Below are 16,074 nucleotides of genomic sequence, written 5' to 3' on the forward strand. Positions count from 1 at the left end.
ACGACTGATCAGGTAACGACCATGGCCGACATGCAGGACTACGAATCGACCCCAAAATACGGCACCTTCTCCTATCTGCCGGAATTCACTGCCGAGCAGACCCGGGAGCAGATTGCTTTCATTATCAGTCAGGGCTGGAACCCGGCGATCGAGCACGTGGAGCCCCAGCGTGCGGGTAAATATTACTGGTACATGTGGAAGCTGCCCATGTTCGGTGAGCAATCGGTGGATCGGGTGCTCGGTGAAATCGAGGCCTGCCACCGTGCCCATCCCGCCAACCATGTGCGGCTGATCGGCTACGACAACTTCTCCCAGAGTCAGGGGTTGCAGTTCGTCGTCCACCGCGGCCGGTAAACCCGTCGACCGCCCGTTGCGCTGCCGACCCCCTGGTTCGGCCGGCCCGCACCACAGCATGAGGGAGATTTGAACATGTCTGGTCCCACGCCCACCACCGCGCTGAGCGGCAAGGCGCTGGCGCTGGCGCGACGTCGCGACCAGGCCCAGCGCGGCGGTCGCGCCCAGTCTTCGTCCGCCGGGGCGCGCAACGCGCCAAGGACGGCGGCACCGGCGCGCCCCGAACCAGTGCCAAGGCCAAGCGGCGTCGATCCGGTCGCTGCTCCTGCTCAGGCGCAGACGTTCGACGCTCCCGCCGACCTGACCCCGGCGTCCACGACGGCGGTGCCGGCCGGAATGTCACCGGGTGGGGCGACCAACGGCCGCGATCTCGCCCGCGCACGCCGCGCGGCGCAGGCGCGGGCCGGTGCTCAGGGCCGGCCTTCCCGCCCGGCCCGGCAGCGCAGCGGCGCCACCGCCTTCGCCGGCTCCCCGGCCGCGCCCCTGGTGGCCCCGGCGGCGCAGAGCGCAGTAGTCAGCGCCGGCGCGGAACCGGTCGGCAGTGGAGAATCAGGCGCCGGGGACGCGGATCTCCTGGACGCCATCTGTTCATTGGTCGAGGCGGCCCCGTCGAATGAGGGGCTGCCGGCCTCGGTCCGCGAGCTGTGCCGCGAGCGTCGCCGTGATCTCTCCCACCGGGGTCAGGCCGCGCTGCCCGCCAGCCCGCGCGGCCTGGCCGCGGGGCGCGGGTCCGCCCGGATCCGCCCCGGTGCGGCCGGGCCTGCCGTTTCGGTCCGCGACCTGGCGCGCCAGCGGCGGGCCGAGTTGGGAAAGAACGGCCGCGGCACCCCGTCGGACTATCGGCCCAGCGGCCGGGTGCGCCCGCCCGCCCCGGCCAAGGTCGCGCTCGGCACCACCCTTTCCGGCAGCGCCGTCACCGGGACCCTGGTCGAGCGCAACCCGAAGGTCACCGGCAATGAGCCCGGCACCTGCCGGGTGATCACCGGCACCGAATACATCGGCGCCGAGCAGTTCGACCAATTCTGCGGCACCCGGCCGCTGCCCCCTGTCCCCAAGGTCGGCGTGAGCGCGACCAGCCAGGGCCAGCGGATGACCGGTACCGAGGTCGGCCGCTCGCCGCGCGTGACCGGGGACGAGTCCGGTGCCTGCCGTTCGGTCACCGGCACCGAGTACCTGGGGAGCGAGGCCCTCGCCGACTTCTGCCCCAGCAGCCCCGGCAACACCATGCTGCCCGCGCGTCCGGCGAAGGTCGCCGTGGGTGCAACCGAGCGCAAGGGTCTGGTCGTCACCGGCACCGATGAGGCCCGTTCCGGGGCGGTGACCGGCGCCGATGCCGGCGCCCGGCGCGCCGTCACCGGGTCGCAGTACGCCGATGCCGGGCTGGCCCGTCTGACCATCAACGGCCCGCCGTCCAAGGTCGCGCTAACGCACACCCTGGCGGGCCGCCCGGTGTCGGGCACCGAGGTCGGGCGCTCGGTCAAGGTCACCGGTGACGAGGCCGGTGCCTGCCGGCCGGTGTCCGGAACCGAATATCTGTCCAACGAGCAGTTCCAGACCATCTGCCGGACCCGTCCGGAACCGCCCCCGCCCAAGGTCGGCGAGGACAGCAGTCGTGCCGGTCAACGAATCACCGGTAACCTGGTGGATCGTTCGCCCAAGGTGACGGGGAACGAGCCCGGCGCCTGTGAGCGGGTGACCGGCTCCCAGTATGGCCAAACCAGCCTGTGCGACGGCGCCCCGGTCAAGGTGTCGGCGATGCACACCCTGGCTGGACGGACGCTGACCGGCACCGCGGTGAGCCTCGGAGCCGATCCGATCCCAAACTTGGGCCCAAAACTGACCGGTGACGAGCACGGAGAGTGCCAGCTCGTCACCGGGACCGAGTACGTCGGTCAGGAGCAGTACCAGGCGTACTGCGAAGGCACTCCCGCCCCCCGTGCGGACAAGGTCGGCGTCAGCCGGACCGAGCGGGGACAACAGGTGTCCGGCGTCATGCTCGGGCGCAGCCCATTGGTCACCGGTAACGAGCCCGGCAGCGCCAGCGCCATCACCGGTACGCCCTACGGCGGCGGCCCGCGTCAAGGCCAGTCGGAAGGCTGCGCCTGCGGCGGGGCCTGTGGTTGCGGCGGCCACTCGGCGACGCAGCCGCGGGTGGAGACGGCGCCCGCGGCCCCAGCCCCGGCCGCCCGCCGCGTCCCGCGCTATCTGGCGCCGGCCGACCAGCCGTTGCCGTACGCCGAACCGCGGCCGCCGGCCGCCCCGGGCCCGGCTGACTTCAGCATCGTCTCCCCGGCGCGGGCGGCGCGCGGACGCATCACCGGCAATGCACTCGGCAGCGTCGGCAGCGGCGGCCTGAGCCGGATCACCGGTCCGGTCAATCTGGCCGCGGGCCTGGTTTCCGGCACCCCGGAGTTCCGTTATCGGGACGAACAGCCCACCGACTACCACGCGCCGGCCTTCAGTGCGCCGGCCGCGGTCGCGGCGGCACCGGCCGTGCCGATGGAAGAACCCGTCGGCCGGATCACCGGCGAGGGGCGGGACAGCGGGCGGCGCATCACCGGCGATGACTGGGCGCGCAGCGGGCGGGTCACGGGCACCGAGGGCCATTGGGCCCAAGGCCGCAACCTGACTCTGCGCGGCGAGAACCGGCTGCCCATGGCCGCCGGCGCTTGGGGCAACAAGGACCTGGAGCGCCCCGCGCCCCCGCCCCCGGCCCGGGTCACGGGCAGCAGCGGCGGCAATACCAAGGGGACCTGCGTCACCTACTCGGGCGGGGCTCGGGGCTAAGCGGGAGTCGGATGGACCATGAATACCCGTAATGCCTATGCACTGCGCGCCCGCAAGGCCACTGGGACCCGCCCGGCAGCGGCCGCCGCGGTCGCCTCCAGCGCGCCGCCCGCCCGGTCTGTGCCGGTCGTCGACGCCGGCGCTTCGGCGTCGGTCGGCGGGTCGTCGGCGCTGGGGTCCCATGCCCTGACCGACCGGGCCGCCAACGCCCGGCTGGCCTATTGCGAGGAATCGGTGAAGGGCCGCTTCGACGCCATCGTCCCGGCCCTGCAGGCCATCGCCGGCCTGCCGCGTGATGCCGACTTCCCGGAGCGGGCCCAGGCCTTGGCCCAGGCGCGGCTTGGCTACGCCCTGCCCGCGGCGGTGCTGGCCTCGGCCTGGATCGCCGGGCCCGATCTCAGGGCGCTGTTCGCGCACTGCACCTTCGGCGCCTTGCGGGCGGCCATCGCACAGTTCACCCAGGATCTCCTGGCCCAGCGCGAGACCGCCCGCGACGCCAGCAATTTCTTTCTGGAGTGCGGCTTCCACGCGGTCGACATCAGTCCTTGCGCGGATGGCCGACTCAAGGGCCTGTTGCGCTACATCCTGCGCCTGCCGCTGTCCTCGTTCACCTGGCACAAGGCCTACGCCGGCGCCCTGTTCGACATCGAGACCGACGTGCGCCACTGGATGGCGGCCGAGTTGCGGCGCTACCGCGAGGGCGTGCCCAGCACCGCCGACGCCAACACCCGCTATCTCAAGGTCGCGGTCTATCACATCAGCAGCTCGGCCCCCGGCCACGAGGGCTGTGCGGCCCACGGCAGCAACGAACACCGGGCGATCGATGCGGCGCTGGAGCGTTTGAATCAGTTCCGGCAGGCGATCGAGAACTCCTTTTGCTGCGGCGCCGGCACCGATCTGCTGCTGATCGGGGTGGATACCGATACCGATGCCATCCGCATCCATACCCCGGATGCCCAGGGCGCGCTGAATGCCTATCGCTATGTGGATAACGCCCAGGTCTTTCGGGACACCCAGGGCCTCTCGGCCGATCAGGCCCGACTGGCGGTCCATGAGGCGATCCGCGCCGCCGCCGCGACCACCGGCTGGGGGGCAGGCACCGGCGAACCCCACGAGGGGATGCGCCGACTGATTGCCAATCTGCTGATCAACAACCTGTCCCAGATCGACTATGTGCAGGAGTTGTACGACGGCTGCTACCCGGATGTGGGCCACGCGGAGCGCTACATCAGCGTCGGCGACGGCTTCGAGGAGGTGCAGTTGCGCAACATCTCCTACTACTCGCATTTGCATACGGTGGAGGAGGGCGCGGCCCATCTGGACGTCGGCATCAAGATCTTCAAAGGGCTGAACCTCAAACGGGGCCTGCCGATCCCGGTCGCGGTGCATTACCGCTACGACAGCCAGGTGCCCGGTGCCCGCGAGCGCACCATCGAGAAGGTGCGGCGGGTCGCGGCGGCGATCGGCGCGCGCTATCCGGACCTGTCCGGCCAGGGCCTGCTGATCTGCCAGTTGTCGGTGCAGGACCGGCCCGCGGGCAGCCCGCTCGAATTGGTTGACGGAGGGACGCTATGAAAATCATGCAGGTGGAAAAGACCCTGGTCTCCACCAACCGCATCGCCGAACTGGGCCATCGGCCCTTGCTGGTGGTGCGCGAGAAGGCCGGCGGCGCCCGCCAGGTGGCGGTGGATGCCATCGGCTGCATGCCCGGCGACTGGGTGATCTGTGTCGGATCCTCCGCCGCCCGCGAGGCGGCCGGCAGCAAGGAGTATCCATCGGACCTCACCATCGTCGGCATCATCGACCACTGGAAAGGAGAATGAGATGGAAATCATGCAAGTGACCTCCGAGCTGGTCGCCACGCGCCGCGCGCCGGGTCTGAAGAATCTGTCCTTGCGGGTGCTCACGGACGCGCGCGGCGCGCTCAGTGTCGCCTGCGATCCGGTCGGGGTCCCGCCGGGCAAATGGGTCTTCACCGTCAGCGGCTCCGCCGCCCGGTACGCTGTCGGGGATGTCCAGGTCCTAACGGACCTAACCATCGCCGGCATCATCGACCGGTGGGAGGAGGGCAGCGGCCAATGAGCTGAGTCACAGTCTGGAACATTCCCGAATCGAGTCGTGTGGCATCTGAGTGACCCGTTCTTAATCAAACACCACTAACCACTAACCACTATCCACTTCCCCCCCACAACGTCAGGAGAAAGAAATGGCTGAAGTATCAGGTATCGCGCTCGGCATGATCGAGACCCGTGGGTTGGTTCCCGCCATTGAGGCGGCGGACGCCATGACCAAGGCCGCGGAGGTCCGTCTCATCGGCCGGCAGTTCGTCGGCGGCGGCTATGTCACCGTGCTGGTGCGCGGGGAGACCGGCGCCGTCAACGCCGCCGTGCGCGCCGGGGCAGACGCCTGCGAGCGGGTCGGCGACGGCCTGGTGGCCGCTCACATCATCGCCCGCGTCCACAGCGAGGTGGAGCACATCCTGCCCAAGGCTCCCGAGGCTTGATATGCCCCGGCTGCCTGTCGGGCCGAGCGGCGGCGGTTCACCCGCCGCCGGGACTTAAGCGGACTCTGACGCACACTGATCGAGGAAGCACATGGCTGACGTGACTGGAATTGCTTTGGGGATGATCGAGACCCGTGGTCTGGTGCCCGCCATCGAGGCGGCGGATGCCATGACCAAGGCCGCGGAGGTGCGGTTGATCGGCCGCGAATTCGTCGGCGGCGGCTACGTGACGGTGCTGGTGCGCGGGGAGACCGGCGCCGTGAATGCCGCGGTGCGGGCCGGGGCGGACGCCTGCGAGCGGGTGGGCGACGGCCTGGTGGCCGCCCACATCATCGCCCGCGTGCATGGCGAGGTGGAAGGCATCCTGCCCAAATCGCCGCGCGCCGGCGGCAGCGGTCGCGATGGCGACATCGCGCCGGCCCGCAGCTAAGGCCCGGCGCCATGCTGGCAAACCCGCGCGTGGTCGGCTACCTGAACCAGGCTCTGGGGCATGAGCTGAGTGCCGTCCAGCACTATCTCACCCAGGCCTGTCTGTGCGACCTGTGGGGGCTGCCGGAGGCGGCCGCGGGGCTGCGCCGCGAGGCGGACGAGGAGCGTGAACACGTCGAACGGATCATCGGACGACTGCTGCTCCTGGGGCTGACACCCCAGGCCACCCAGGTGGCCCCGGCGCGGCCGGGCCGCGACCGCGGCGAGATGCTCCGTTCCAGTCACGCGCTGGAGACGGCCGCGGTCCGTCTCTATGCCGATGCTGAGGCGGCTTGTGTGCGCCTGCGCGATGTCGCGACGGCGCAGTTGTTCGCCGACCTGCGGCGGGACGAGGAGCGCCACTTGGCGACACTGAACCGGATCCTGGCGGCACCCCTGCCGCCGTCGGCCTGAGGCGGCGGCCGGCGTCCATGACCCCGAATGAATACGAAGGAGAGATCTGCGATGACCGAGACTGAACCGACGCTGGCGCCGGGTTGGCAGGCCCAGCAACGTCCGCCGCTGCTGACCCGGCGGTTCGAGTTCGGATCCTATGCCGAGACCCGGGCCTGGCTCGACACCCTGGCCGGCTGGTCCGAGCGCAGCGGCGTCTATCCGGACCTGAATTTCGGCCGGACCTACGTCAACGTCACCCTTGGCGCCCAGGGCTCCGCTCTGCAACCGGACGATCTGCGGTTGGCGGCGGAGGTGACGGCCCTCGCCGCCCCCTCCCCGGTCGGGGCTTGAAACCGCAATCCCCGTCGCTGCGCACAGGCACCACGCACGAGGTACCGCGATCATGAGCACACCGGACGAACCACAGGGTGCGGCGCCGACCGCCGCGTCGATCGCGCCGCCGATCCCGGCGATCATCAGGCCGACCAAGGCCGCCGCCCGCCCCAAGGCACCGCCGCCCCCGGCGGCGCCCGCACGGCTGCCGGACCTCAACGACCCCGCCCGACCGCTGCATCCGCGGCGCATCTGGCCCGACTGAATCCGGCGACGGCGTACGGCGAGGCGAGCATGGCAATTCAACTGGCCGAGTATCAGGACGTTCTCGACGAGCTGGGCGAACATGCCGGCGCGGTGCTGGAGGGCGCCTGGCACGAGGCCGCCCGCGTCTTTTCGCCGCGCGGACTGGACGCCTATATCCGCGGCGCCGCGGGGCTCAAGGCGCTGGGCCGCGGTACCGACCTGGTCGTTTCGTTCATCGAGGGCGCACCCCTGGTCGCCCGCGAGATCGGTGAGCAGGCCGTGGCGGAACTGCTCTCCGCGGCCATCAAGATGTATTCCAAGACCAGTGCCGGGGTCTTGGCGCTGCTCTTCTCCACCGCCCCGACCGCGGCGGCCCGACTGGGTGAGCTCGAGCTCTTCAAGGGCTATCTGAGCCTGCTGGACCAGTTACTGGCGCAGGCCCCGCGGGCGATCCGTCCGCTGTTGGAAAACCTGGATGTCCTGTTCGGCCACCTGACCTTGGGGGGCCTGCGCCGCTGGGCCCTCTGGGGGATCTCGGCCCATCGCCATGACTTTGCCGCCCAGGCCCGGTACTTCGCCTTGCAGAGCGATGACGCCCTGGCGGTGATGAAGAAAGAGCAGCGCGGCGTGCTCTTCGTCGACGTGCAGCGCCGGCTGGTTTTGTACCTGCGCTCGCTCTGGGCGCGGGATTTTTTCCTGCGCCCCACCTCCGGCGACTTCGAGACCCGCGAGGGCTACCAGCCCTATATCGAGCAGCCATTCATCCACCTCCCGGATGCCTTCGACGACCTGACCCTGCCCGCCGGCGAGCGGATCGCGGGTTTGGCCATCTACCGCGCCGCTGCGGCCCATGCCGCCGCCCATCAGGTCTATTCCCGCCGGGATCCGGGGGCCGCCGATCGCAGTCCACTGGAGCGGGCGCTGATCGGGGCCTTCGAGGACGCCCGGGTGGAAGCCCTGGCCGTGCGTGCCTTCCCCGGACTGCGGCTGATCTGGCAGCCCCTGCTGTGCGTCGATGCGGAGCGCGGCGATGGCTGGGGCGGCTTGCTGGACCGGATCGCCCGCGCTCTGCTGGACCCGGACTATCGGGACAGCCATCCATTGGTGGAGCAGGCGCGCACCGCGTTCAGCGCCGCCGCCGGGCGTTTGGAGGAAACCGACCTGGCCCAGGCACTGGGACTCGCGCTGGCCGAATCGGCTCGGGCCCTGGAACTGCCGTTCAATCCCCGGACCGATCAGCCGTCCTGCCTCTACCGGGACGACAATCGCCATCTGTGGGCGGACCCGGACGACGCGCAGGACCTGGTGCTGTTGCCCGGCCAGTCCCGGCAGGTGCGCAAGTACGTCAGTCTGATGGAGATGCTCAACACCCTGGACGTGGAGACGGCCGGCGACGATGCCGAGGAGGTCTGGGTGCTCGCAAGCGAGCTGTTCGACGATGACGGCGTGAGCTTCAACGAACGCGAGGGCAAGGAGCCGATTTCCTCCCCTTTTCACTACCACGAGTGGGACTACCAGACCCAACTGGAGCGGCCGAACTGGGCCACCTTGCTCGAAAAGCGGCCCAAGCGGGGCGATCCGGCCCGGATCGACGCGGTGGTGGAGCAGCACCAGCCATTGATTCGGCGCCTGAAATTCCTGATCGAGGCGGTCCAGCCCCAGGGCGTGATCCGCCAGCGCCGGGTAGAGGACGGCGACGAGATCGATCTCAACGCCGCGGTCCGCGCCCTGGTGGACATCCGCCTGGGTTTGCAGCCGGACACCCGCATCGGCATCCGCACCCGCCTGCAGGTGCGGGACTTGTCGGTGCTGCTCCTGATCGACCTGTCGGAGTCCACCAACGATCCGGTCCGCGAGTCGGCCGACGCGCGCACCGTGCTCGACCTGGCGCGCGAAGCCGCGGCCCTGCTGGCCGACGCCCTGGGCAAGATCGGCGACCCCTTCGCCATCCACGGCTTCGATTCCAACGGACGGCACGACGTGGAGTATTTCCGCTTCAAGGACTTCGATGCGCCCTATGACGACACGGCGCGGGCGCGTCTGGCCGGTATGACCGGCCAACTGTCGACCCGCATGGGCACGGCGCTGCGCCACGCGGGCACGCTGCTTGCGCGACGGCCGAGCCACCAGCGACTGCTCCTGGTGCTCACCGACGGCGAGCCCGCCGACAACGACGTGCGCGACCCGCAATACCTGCGCCAGGACGCCCGCAAGGCGGTGGAGGAGCTGCATCGGCGCGGCATCCAGACCTTCTGCGTCAGCCTGGACCCGGCAGCCGACGACTATGTCTCGCGCATCTTCGGCGCCCGCAATTACATGGTGCTCGACCAGGTCGCCCGGCTGCCCGAAAAGCTTCCCGCCCTGTACTTGAGCCTGACGCGGTGATCAACAAAATCCATCAAGGAATGCCAGGCGCACCATTGGCCTTAGTTGTCGTCCCGGCCGCCGGAAGACCGGAGGCCGAGGCTTTAGCCGGTGGCGGTTCCCGACATAGCCAACAGAAATCAATTTAGCCTGCACGCCGGACCGGCTAAAGCCTCGACCTCCAATGGCCGAAACGACGATCAAGGCCGAGAACGAAAATGGGAACGCTGATGTTCATGTTTAACCTGTTCTTGATTCGCTTCTAGCCACCCGGTGGGATGTCAAGCCGATGCCATTCGAGCCAGTCGTCTTCTTCTTCGTATTGGGTGCGGCAGCCGGTCTGCTGCGCTCGGACCTCAAGATCCCGGGCAGCATCTACGAATTCCTGTCCATCTATCTGCTGCTGGCCATCGGGCTCAAGGGCGGCGTGAAGCTGGCCGAATACCCGCTCGGCGAGATCGCCCTGGTCAGTCTGGTGGTTATGGTGGCGGCGGCCGCCATCCCGCTCATCGCCTTTCCCGTGCTGCGCACGGTGGGCGGCCTGTCGCGGGCCGATGCCGGCTCCATCGCCGGTCACTATGGTTCGGTCAGCGTGGTGACCTTCTCGGTGGCCGTGGCCTTTCTCAGCAAGCGCGCCATCCCTTACGAGGGCTATCTGATCGTCTTTCTGGTCCTGCTGGAGATGCCGGCCCTGATCATCGGCGTGATCCTGGCGAAACACGGCAGCGGTCCGGTGCGCTGGGGCAAGATGCTGCACGAGGTCTTTTTCGGCAAGAGCATCCTGCTCCTGAGCGGGGGTCTGATCATCGGTCTGATCGCCGGGCCGGAGGGGATCAAGCCGCTCGATGCCCTGTTTTTCGACCTGTTCAAGGGCATGCTCGCTCTGTTCCTGCTGGAGATGGGGCTGGTCGCCTCCACCCGCATCGCCGAACTCAAGACCTACGGCGCCTTCCTGCTGGGATTCGCCGTGGTCATGCCCCTGGTGGCCGCCGTGATCGGTGCCCTGACCGGCACGCTGGTCGGTCTGTCCGTGGGCGGCACGCTGCTGCTTGCCACCCTGTACGCCAGCGCCTCCTATATCGCCGCGCCCGCCGCCATGCGTATCGCGGTACCTGAGGCCAATCCGGCGCTGTCCATTGGCGCGGCCCTGGGCGTGACCTTTCCATTCAACATTTTCATTGGCCTGCCCATCTATTATTGGCTGGCCGAGTTTTTCCATGGCCTGGGAGTATCCGTACCATGACGTCCCAACCAAAAACACTGCTGACCATCATTACCGAGGGGGTACTGGAGAACAGCCTGATCGATGACTTCAAGCGGCTCGGTGTCATCGGCTACACCATTTCCGAGGCCCGCGGCCTCGGCACCCACGGACTGCGCACCGGCAACTGGCGCAAGGATGGAAACATCCGGGTCGATATCGTCGCCGACAGCGATCAGTGCGCGCGGATCGTCGACCAACTTCGGGCGGACTATGACCGCGATTATGGTCTGCTCATGTATAGCTGCCCAGTCGATCTGCACGGGTGAGTCCGGATGAAGATTCTGAATGAAATCCGCTTCGACAATCTGCGCGGCGACCTCTTCGGCGGGGTCACCGCCGCGGTCATCGCTCTGCCCATGGCGCTGGCCTTCGGTGTCGCCTCCGGCGCCGGCCCGGAGGCGGGGCTCTACGGCGCGGTGCTGATCGGGCTCTTCGCTGCCCTATTCGGCGGCACCCCGACCCTGATCTCCGAACCGACCGGACCCATGACGGTCGTCTTTACCGCGGTGGTCACCAACCTGGTAGCCGCCGACCCCGAGCAAGGGCTGGCCATGGCCTTCACGGTGGTCATGCTGGCGGGCCTGTTTCAGATCGCCTTTGGGGCCATGAAGCTGGGGCGCTACATCACGATGATGCCCTACATCGTCATCTCGGGTTTCATGTCCGGGATCGGCTTCATCCTGATTATTTTGCAACTGCCGGGCCTGCTCGGGCACGCCGCCCCGGGCGGCGGCGTCCTGGGCGCCCTGCAGGCGCTGCCGGACCTGGTCCGCGCCATCGACCCGCAGGAGGCCGCCCTCGCCGGCCTCACGCTCGCGATTCTCTTCCTGCTGCCGCGTCAGGTGAAGCGCTACCTGCCCCCGCAACTGCTGGCCCTGGTCGCCGGCACCCTGCTCGCGGTGCTGTGGCTGGGAGACCAGGACATCCGGCGCATCGGGGCCATCCCCAGTGGACTGCCGTCGCTGCACCTGCCGGTGTTCACGCTGGCTCAATGGCAGACCATCGTGGTCGATGCCGCGGTGCTCGGCCTGCTCGGCTGCGTCGACGCCCTGCTGACCGCCGTGATCGCCGGCAGCCTGACCCGCAAACCGGTGGCGGCGGACAAGGAATTGATGGGTCAGGGCATCGGCAACCTGGTCTCCGGGCTCTTCGGCGGCCTGCCCGGAGCCGGCGCGACCATGGGCACCGTGGTCAACATCCAGGCCGGCGGACGCACCGCGCTCTCGGGCCTGACCCGCGCTGCCATCCTCGCCGTGGTGGTGATCTGGGCCAGTGGACTCACCGCCCAGATCCCGCTGGCCGTCCTGGCCGGCATCGCCGTCAAGGTCGGCATCGACATCATCGACTGGCGTTTCCTGAGCCGGGCGCATCGGGTGTCGATCAAGGGCGCCGCGATCATGTACGGCGTCATCGCCCTGACCGTTTTCGTCGACCTGATCGCCGCCGTCGGCATCGGCCTCTTCGTCGCCAACATGCTCACCATCCGGCGCCTGGCGGACACCCAGGCCGAGTCCGTCTGCACCCTGCCGGCCCGGCGCAAGGCCGACGAGATCCCCTGCGCCGGCCTCACCTGCGAGGAGCGCTCACTGCTGGCCCAGGGCCGCGGCCGTCTCAAGCTCCTGTATCTGAGCGGCCCCCTGATCTTCGGTGCCGCCGTCGCCATCGACCGCCAGGCGACCAAGCTCATCGGTGCGCAGGCAGTAGTGATCGACCTGCGCCAGGTGCCGCACCTGGGCGTGACCACCGCCGTGGCGATCGAGTCGACGGTGCGCGACGCGCTCGCCCAAGGGGCCCAGGTCTATCTCGCCGTCGGCCACGGCCAACCCAGGCAGCGGCTCGAACACCTGGGCCTGGGCAAGGTCCTGCCCGCGGAGCGCTGGGTGGCGGAACGCGAGGCCGCACTCGGGCAGGCCCTGGCGCAGCTTGGGCCGCGCGCTGGGCGCGAGGCGGTTGCCGCCTGACGGGTCGGTGAGGGGCTACAATGAACAGACCTCCCGTCCACCGCTCCCGGGCGCCGCCATGATCGAAGCCACCTACAGCCAGGCGCGCGAGCAAGTGACGACGCTGATGGATCGCGCCGTGGTTCGGCGGATATCGGTTCAGCGATCCTCCACCCGGCACACCCCATGCAACACCGCCATCTGAACCATCAGCGCCTGACCCTGGCCGCCATCGACGACCTGATCGCCCGCGGGCGCTGGGATGACTGGGCGGCGTTGCGCCGGGCGGTGCTTGCGGACCCCGCGCTGCTCGACAAGGTGGAGCAGGTCTGCCGGGCGCGGGTCGCGGACCCCTATGCCCAGCGCCACCATTTCTGGTTGCACTATGCCCAAGCCCACCGCACCGCTGCCTGACTGGGAGCGGGTGCTCGCCGCCGCCGCGCACTTGCAGACCATTTTGCCGGGCGCGGTGCTGGTCGGCGGTACCGCCTCCGCGCTGCATGCGGGGCATCGTTGTTCCCTGCAGAGCCGGCAACGCTAAATCGGGGCGGCTGTTGTGCGGAGAATCGATCGCGCACTTTCGGGACGCTGCGCCGCGCTGGGTGTCAGCCGAGTCGGGACCGCCGTCCTCACACCGACCCGATCCGGCTCATGGTCCGGCAATAAATCCGTTCGTTCGCGCGAGACTGCCAAGCCGCACTGTCCCCGGAATTCGCTATAATGTACAGACTTCCTGTCCAACTCTCCTCGGGCTTCGCCATGATCGAAACCACCTACAGCCAGGCGCGCGGGCAACTGAAGACGCTGATGGATCGCGCCGTGGACGACCGCGAGGTGATTATGGTCCGACGCCGCAGCGGCGATGCCGTCGCCATCATCGCGGCCGACGAGTTGGAGAGCCTGATGGAGACGGCGCACCTGCTGCGCTCGCCGCGGAATGCCGAGCGCCTGCTCGCCGCGCTGGCCAGTGCCCGCCACGGCGCCGGCGAGCCCATGTCGGTCGAGGCGCTTGCTCAGGCGGTGGGCCTTGAAGATTGAGCCGCCGCGGCTCGCCGTCTTTCAGCCGGGTTTCATTGAGGATTTACAGTACTGGGTCACCACCGATCGCCGCACGGCAAAACGCCTGCTGGATCTGGTGCAGGCGGTGTTACGAGAGCCCTACTCGGGTATCGGCAAACCGGAGCCGCTGAAATATCTGGGCGGGGACGTCTGGTCGCGCCGCATCACCGCGGAGCACCGCTGCGTCTACCTGGTCAAGCATGACCGCGTCGAGTTTCTTCAAGGGCGATTCCACTACGAGTGCAGCACCGCGGATTCTTCAACCAGGCCCAACGGAGACCGGATCGATGTCCGACACCGCGCCGATCAATACCCCGATTGAACGTTACTGTCTCGACGATTACCGGCGCTGGGAGGGCGACTGGGAGCTGATTCGGGGCATGCCGCTGGCGATGGCGCCCTCGCCCGGTGTCGAACACCAGCGGGTCGCACGGCGTCTGCTGCGCCAGTTCGTTGTGGTCGCGCTGACCGCACCCCAAGCCCCCCAAAAGGCGCATCCGCCGGATACCGGGGTATACTGCGGCATAGCCGCGAGTCCCGCGGCACAGTCCGGGGCCTGTCGCCCCCTACCCGGTCCCCGCGTTTTAGAGCACAGTGATGTCCAGTTCCGAGAGCTTCGAAGACCTCCTCAAACAACACGACCAGTCCCGGCCCGCCAAACAGGGCGAGCCGAAGGTGGGCGAGATGGTGCGCGGCACCATCGTCTCCATCGGCGATGACTTTGCGTTCATCGACCTAGGCGGTAAGACCGAGGGGCGGATGGAGGTGTCGGTGTTGCGCAACCCCGAGGGCGAGATCACCGCCGCGGTGGGTGATGCGGTCGAGGCGGCGGTCACCGGCAAGGACCCGGACAGCGGCTTTCTGCTGCTCGGCAGTCAGCATGGGCACAAGTATCACGGTCTGGAGGAGGTGCGGCAGGCCTACAGCCAGGGCCTGCCGGTCTCGGGTCAGGTGACCGGATCGATCAAGGGCGGGGTGGAAGTCCAGATCGCCGGGATGCGGGCGTTCTGCCCGGCCTCGCAGATCGACATCCGCTTCGTCGAGGATCTGTCGGAGTTCATCGGCCAGAAGCTCGACTTTCGCGTTACCAAGATCGAGGGTGGCCGGCATCCGAATCTGGTGGTCTCGCGTCGCGCCATCCTGGAAGAGGAGCAGCGGATTCGCGCCGAGCAGACACGTGCCAACCTCAAAGAAGGCGCGATCCTGCCGGGCACGGTCACGACCCTCAAAGACTACGGTGCCTTCGTGGACATCGGCGGCATCGAGGGCATGATCCATATCAGCGAACTCGCCTTCGGCCACATCAAACACCCGAGCGAGGTGCTGCACCCCGGTCAGGCGGTCGAGGTCGCGGTGCTGCGGATCGAGCCCGCCACCGACGGCAAGGGCCGCCCCAAGATTGCCCTGTCGATCCGTGCCCTGTCGCGCGACCCTTGGGCGGATGCGGCGGAGAGCTTCCCGGTCGGCACCCGGGTGCGCGGCACGGTGAGCCGCCTGCAGCCCTTCGGCGCCTTCATCGAGTTGGCCGCGGGCGTGGATGGCCTGGTGCATATCAGTGAATTGGGCGCCGGTCGGCGGGTCAATCACCCGAGCGAGGTGCTGACTGTCGGCGACAGCGTCGAGGCGACGGTGCTCGGGGTGGACCTGGAGCGCAAGCGCATCAGCCTGACCCTGGATGCCGACAAGCAGACCGAGGGGGTACCCGACGCGCGTCAATACGCCCCGCCGAAAGCCCAGGCCAAGGGCGGCGCCAAGCCGGCCGAGCCGGCGCCGGAAAAGACCATGGGCAGCTTCGGCGCGCTTTTGCAGGAGAGCCTGAACAAGCGGCGGTGAGTGTCGGCGCGGTGCGTCCATCGAACACGGGGAATCGTTTCCATGTCTGCCTCCTTGTACGATCAAGACCTCTATTCCTGGGCGATGCAGACCGCCCGGCAGGTGCGCGAGCACCGGTTCGCTGAGATCGACTGTGTTCACCTTGCCGAAGAGCTGGAGTCTATGGGCAAGACCGAACTGCGCGCGCTGGAGAGTCGGCTCGTCGTATTGTTGGCGCATCTGCTGATATGGGAACATCAGCCGGGCAACAGGACCAAGAGTCGGCGGTGGACCTTGATCGAGCAACGCAAACGTATCGGCCGGCTACTGGACGACAGCCCCAGTCTGAGGTCAAAGCTTCCCGATCTGATCGCGGATGCCTACGACAGCGCGCTGCGCTGGGCAGCGGATGAGACCGGCATGGAGGAGGGCGATTTTCCGCCTGCTTGTCGGTATTCGATCGAACAGGTGATGGATACGGGATTTTATCCGGACACGGTCATCAGCTAAACGGGCCTGGCCATCTCATTCGAGTCGTGCTAATGGCG

General features: G+C 68.4%; 20 protein-coding genes and 1 pseudogene. All 21 read left to right on the top strand.

The features are described from left to right. Window positions 1-21: 21 nt before the first annotated feature. The 21 genes and pseudogenes from A39O_RS0109825 (at window position 22) to A39O_RS0109920 (ending at window position 16,036) form a co-directional block, all read left to right on the top strand. On the top strand, window positions 22-354 hold the full coding sequence (locus A39O_RS0109825) for a ribulose bisphosphate carboxylase small subunit (protein ID WP_020504482.1): 333 nt from the start codon (window positions 22-24) through the stop codon (window positions 352-354). Window positions 355-429: 75 nt separating this feature from the next. After that, window positions 430-3,141: a CsoS2 family carboxysome shell protein gene (locus A39O_RS32955; protein ID WP_040527633.1), complete on the top strand. Its 2,712-nt coding sequence runs from the start codon at window positions 430-432 to the stop codon at window positions 3,139-3,141. A gap of 18 nt (window positions 3,142-3,159) precedes the next feature. Next, on the top strand, window positions 3,160-4,716 hold the full coding sequence (locus tag A39O_RS0109835; protein WP_020504484.1) for a carboxysome shell carbonic anhydrase: 1,557 nt from the start codon (window positions 3,160-3,162) through the stop codon (window positions 4,714-4,716). Beyond that, window positions 4,713-4,964 (top strand): carboxysome peptide A, encoded by a 252-nt coding sequence (locus tag A39O_RS0109840; protein ID WP_020504485.1) that lies wholly within the window; start codon window positions 4,713-4,715, stop codon window positions 4,962-4,964. Before A39O_RS0109835 ends, A39O_RS0109840 begins: the two co-directional genes overlap by 4 nt. Window position 4,965: 1 nt before the next feature. Beyond that, window positions 4,966-5,211: pseudogene (locus A39O_RS0109845) on the top strand (carboxysome peptide B); the annotation flags it as partial. A 136-nt stretch (window positions 5,212-5,347) separates the two neighbouring features. Then, window positions 5,348-5,644, top strand: a complete 297-nt coding sequence (locus A39O_RS0109850; RefSeq protein WP_020504487.1) for a BMC domain-containing protein — start codon at window positions 5,348-5,350, stop codon at window positions 5,642-5,644. Between the two features lie 91 nt (window positions 5,645-5,735). Continuing rightward, complete coding sequence (locus A39O_RS0109855; protein ID WP_026199289.1) at window positions 5,736-6,074, top strand: BMC domain-containing protein; 339 nt, start codon at window positions 5,736-5,738, stop codon at window positions 6,072-6,074. A gap of 11 nt (window positions 6,075-6,085) precedes the next feature. Further along, window positions 6,086-6,526, top strand: coding sequence for a ferritin-like domain-containing protein (locus A39O_RS0109860; RefSeq protein WP_020504489.1), 441 nt, complete (start codon window positions 6,086-6,088; stop codon window positions 6,524-6,526). A 51-nt stretch (window positions 6,527-6,577) separates the two neighbouring features. After that, complete coding sequence (locus A39O_RS0109865) at window positions 6,578-6,859, top strand: 4a-hydroxytetrahydrobiopterin dehydratase (RefSeq protein ID WP_020504490.1); 282 nt, start codon at window positions 6,578-6,580, stop codon at window positions 6,857-6,859. Between the two features lie 52 nt (window positions 6,860-6,911). Beyond that, a complete protein-coding gene (locus A39O_RS0109870) occupies window positions 6,912-7,106 on the top strand; it encodes a hypothetical protein (protein ID WP_020504491.1) in 195 nt (64 codons plus the stop codon). A 29-nt stretch (window positions 7,107-7,135) separates the two neighbouring features. Continuing rightward, window positions 7,136-9,472 (top strand): nitric oxide reductase activation protein NorD, encoded by a 2,337-nt coding sequence (locus tag A39O_RS0109875; RefSeq protein ID WP_020504492.1) that lies wholly within the window; start codon window positions 7,136-7,138, stop codon window positions 9,470-9,472. A 268-nt stretch (window positions 9,473-9,740) separates the two neighbouring features. Further along, on the top strand, window positions 9,741-10,694 hold the full coding sequence (locus tag A39O_RS0109880) for a sodium-dependent bicarbonate transport family permease (RefSeq protein ID WP_020504493.1): 954 nt from the start codon (window positions 9,741-9,743) through the stop codon (window positions 10,692-10,694). Then, on the top strand, window positions 10,691-10,981 hold the full coding sequence (locus A39O_RS0109885) for a P-II family nitrogen regulator (protein WP_020504494.1): 291 nt from the start codon (window positions 10,691-10,693) through the stop codon (window positions 10,979-10,981). Before A39O_RS0109880 ends, A39O_RS0109885 begins: the two co-directional genes overlap by 4 nt. Before the next feature lie 6 nt (window positions 10,982-10,987). Beyond that, a complete protein-coding gene (locus A39O_RS0109890; RefSeq protein ID WP_020504495.1) occupies window positions 10,988-12,676 on the top strand; it encodes a SulP family inorganic anion transporter in 1,689 nt (562 codons plus the stop codon). 58 nt (window positions 12,677-12,734) lie between these two features. Continuing rightward, entirely contained in the window at window positions 12,735-12,860 is a 126-nt protein-coding gene (locus tag A39O_RS43125; protein ID WP_281170069.1) for a hypothetical protein, read from the top strand. Further along, window positions 12,842-13,069, top strand: a complete 228-nt coding sequence (locus A39O_RS0109895; RefSeq protein ID WP_020504496.1) for a hypothetical protein — start codon at window positions 12,842-12,844, stop codon at window positions 13,067-13,069. The genes A39O_RS43125 and A39O_RS0109895 overlap by 19 nt, the downstream gene beginning before the upstream one ends. Further along, a complete protein-coding gene (locus A39O_RS41715) occupies window positions 13,041-13,196 on the top strand; it encodes a hypothetical protein (RefSeq protein ID WP_020504497.1) in 156 nt (51 codons plus the stop codon). Before A39O_RS0109895 ends, A39O_RS41715 begins: the two co-directional genes overlap by 29 nt. A gap of 179 nt (window positions 13,197-13,375) precedes the next feature. Further along, on the top strand, window positions 13,376-13,693 hold the full coding sequence (locus A39O_RS0109905) for a type II toxin-antitoxin system Phd/YefM family antitoxin (protein ID WP_245561856.1): 318 nt from the start codon (window positions 13,376-13,378) through the stop codon (window positions 13,691-13,693). After that, entirely contained in the window at window positions 13,683-14,036 is a 354-nt protein-coding gene (locus A39O_RS38220; RefSeq protein WP_020504499.1) for a Txe/YoeB family addiction module toxin, read from the top strand. The genes A39O_RS0109905 and A39O_RS38220 overlap by 11 nt, the downstream gene beginning before the upstream one ends. Window positions 14,037-14,311: 275 nt before the next feature. Further along, the gene (locus A39O_RS0109915; RefSeq protein ID WP_020504500.1) at window positions 14,312-15,547 is read left to right on the top strand and encodes a 30S ribosomal protein S1; all 1,236 of its coding nucleotides are present in this window, start codon (window positions 14,312-14,314) and stop codon (window positions 15,545-15,547) included. A gap of 42 nt (window positions 15,548-15,589) precedes the next feature. Further along, window positions 15,590-16,036: a DUF29 domain-containing protein gene (locus tag A39O_RS0109920; RefSeq protein WP_020504501.1), complete on the top strand. Its 447-nt coding sequence runs from the start codon at window positions 15,590-15,592 to the stop codon at window positions 16,034-16,036. Window positions 16,037-16,074 lie beyond the last annotated feature (38 nt).

Origin of the sequence: Lamprocystis purpurea DSM 4197, from assembly GCF_000379525.1 — a bacterium.
In the GTDB taxonomy this organism is placed as follows: Bacteria; Pseudomonadota; Gammaproteobacteria; order Chromatiales; family Chromatiaceae; genus Thiodictyon; species Thiodictyon purpureum.

Excerpts from the sequence above, each read along its gene's own strand:
- A39O_RS0109825 (WP_020504482.1), top strand. The coding sequence starts at position 22 with ATGGCCGACATGCAGGACTACGAATCGACCCCAAAATACGGCACCTTC.
- A39O_RS32955 (WP_040527633.1), top strand. The coding sequence starts at position 430 with ATGTCTGGTCCCACGCCCACCACCGCGCTGAGCGGCAAGGCGCTGGCG.
- A39O_RS0109835 (WP_020504484.1), top strand. The coding sequence starts at position 3,160 with ATGAATACCCGTAATGCCTATGCACTGCGCGCCCGCAAGGCCACTGGG.
- A39O_RS0109840 (WP_020504485.1), top strand. The coding sequence starts at position 4,713 with ATGAAAATCATGCAGGTGGAAAAGACCCTGGTCTCCACCAACCGCATC.
- A39O_RS0109850 (WP_020504487.1), top strand. The coding sequence starts at position 5,348 with ATGGCTGAAGTATCAGGTATCGCGCTCGGCATGATCGAGACCCGTGGG.
- A39O_RS0109855 (WP_026199289.1), top strand. The coding sequence starts at position 5,736 with ATGGCTGACGTGACTGGAATTGCTTTGGGGATGATCGAGACCCGTGGT.
- A39O_RS0109860 (WP_020504489.1), top strand. The coding sequence starts at position 6,086 with ATGCTGGCAAACCCGCGCGTGGTCGGCTACCTGAACCAGGCTCTGGGG.
- A39O_RS0109865 (WP_020504490.1), top strand. The coding sequence starts at position 6,578 with ATGACCGAGACTGAACCGACGCTGGCGCCGGGTTGGCAGGCCCAGCAA.
- A39O_RS0109870 (WP_020504491.1), top strand. The coding sequence starts at position 6,912 with ATGAGCACACCGGACGAACCACAGGGTGCGGCGCCGACCGCCGCGTCG.
- A39O_RS0109875 (WP_020504492.1), top strand. The coding sequence starts at position 7,136 with ATGGCAATTCAACTGGCCGAGTATCAGGACGTTCTCGACGAGCTGGGC.
- A39O_RS0109880 (WP_020504493.1), top strand. The coding sequence starts at position 9,741 with ATGCCATTCGAGCCAGTCGTCTTCTTCTTCGTATTGGGTGCGGCAGCC.
- A39O_RS0109885 (WP_020504494.1), top strand. The coding sequence starts at position 10,691 with ATGACGTCCCAACCAAAAACACTGCTGACCATCATTACCGAGGGGGTA.
- A39O_RS0109890 (WP_020504495.1), top strand. The coding sequence starts at position 10,988 with ATGAAGATTCTGAATGAAATCCGCTTCGACAATCTGCGCGGCGACCTC.
- A39O_RS43125 (WP_281170069.1), top strand. The coding sequence starts at position 12,735 with ATGATCGAAGCCACCTACAGCCAGGCGCGCGAGCAAGTGACGACGCTG.
- A39O_RS0109895 (WP_020504496.1), top strand. The coding sequence starts at position 12,842 with ATGCAACACCGCCATCTGAACCATCAGCGCCTGACCCTGGCCGCCATC.
- A39O_RS41715 (WP_020504497.1), top strand. The coding sequence starts at position 13,041 with ATGCCCAAGCCCACCGCACCGCTGCCTGACTGGGAGCGGGTGCTCGCC.
- A39O_RS0109905 (WP_245561856.1), top strand. The coding sequence starts at position 13,376 with ATGTACAGACTTCCTGTCCAACTCTCCTCGGGCTTCGCCATGATCGAA.
- A39O_RS0109915 (WP_020504500.1), top strand. The coding sequence starts at position 14,312 with ATGTCCAGTTCCGAGAGCTTCGAAGACCTCCTCAAACAACACGACCAG.
- A39O_RS0109920 (WP_020504501.1), top strand. The coding sequence starts at position 15,590 with ATGTCTGCCTCCTTGTACGATCAAGACCTCTATTCCTGGGCGATGCAG.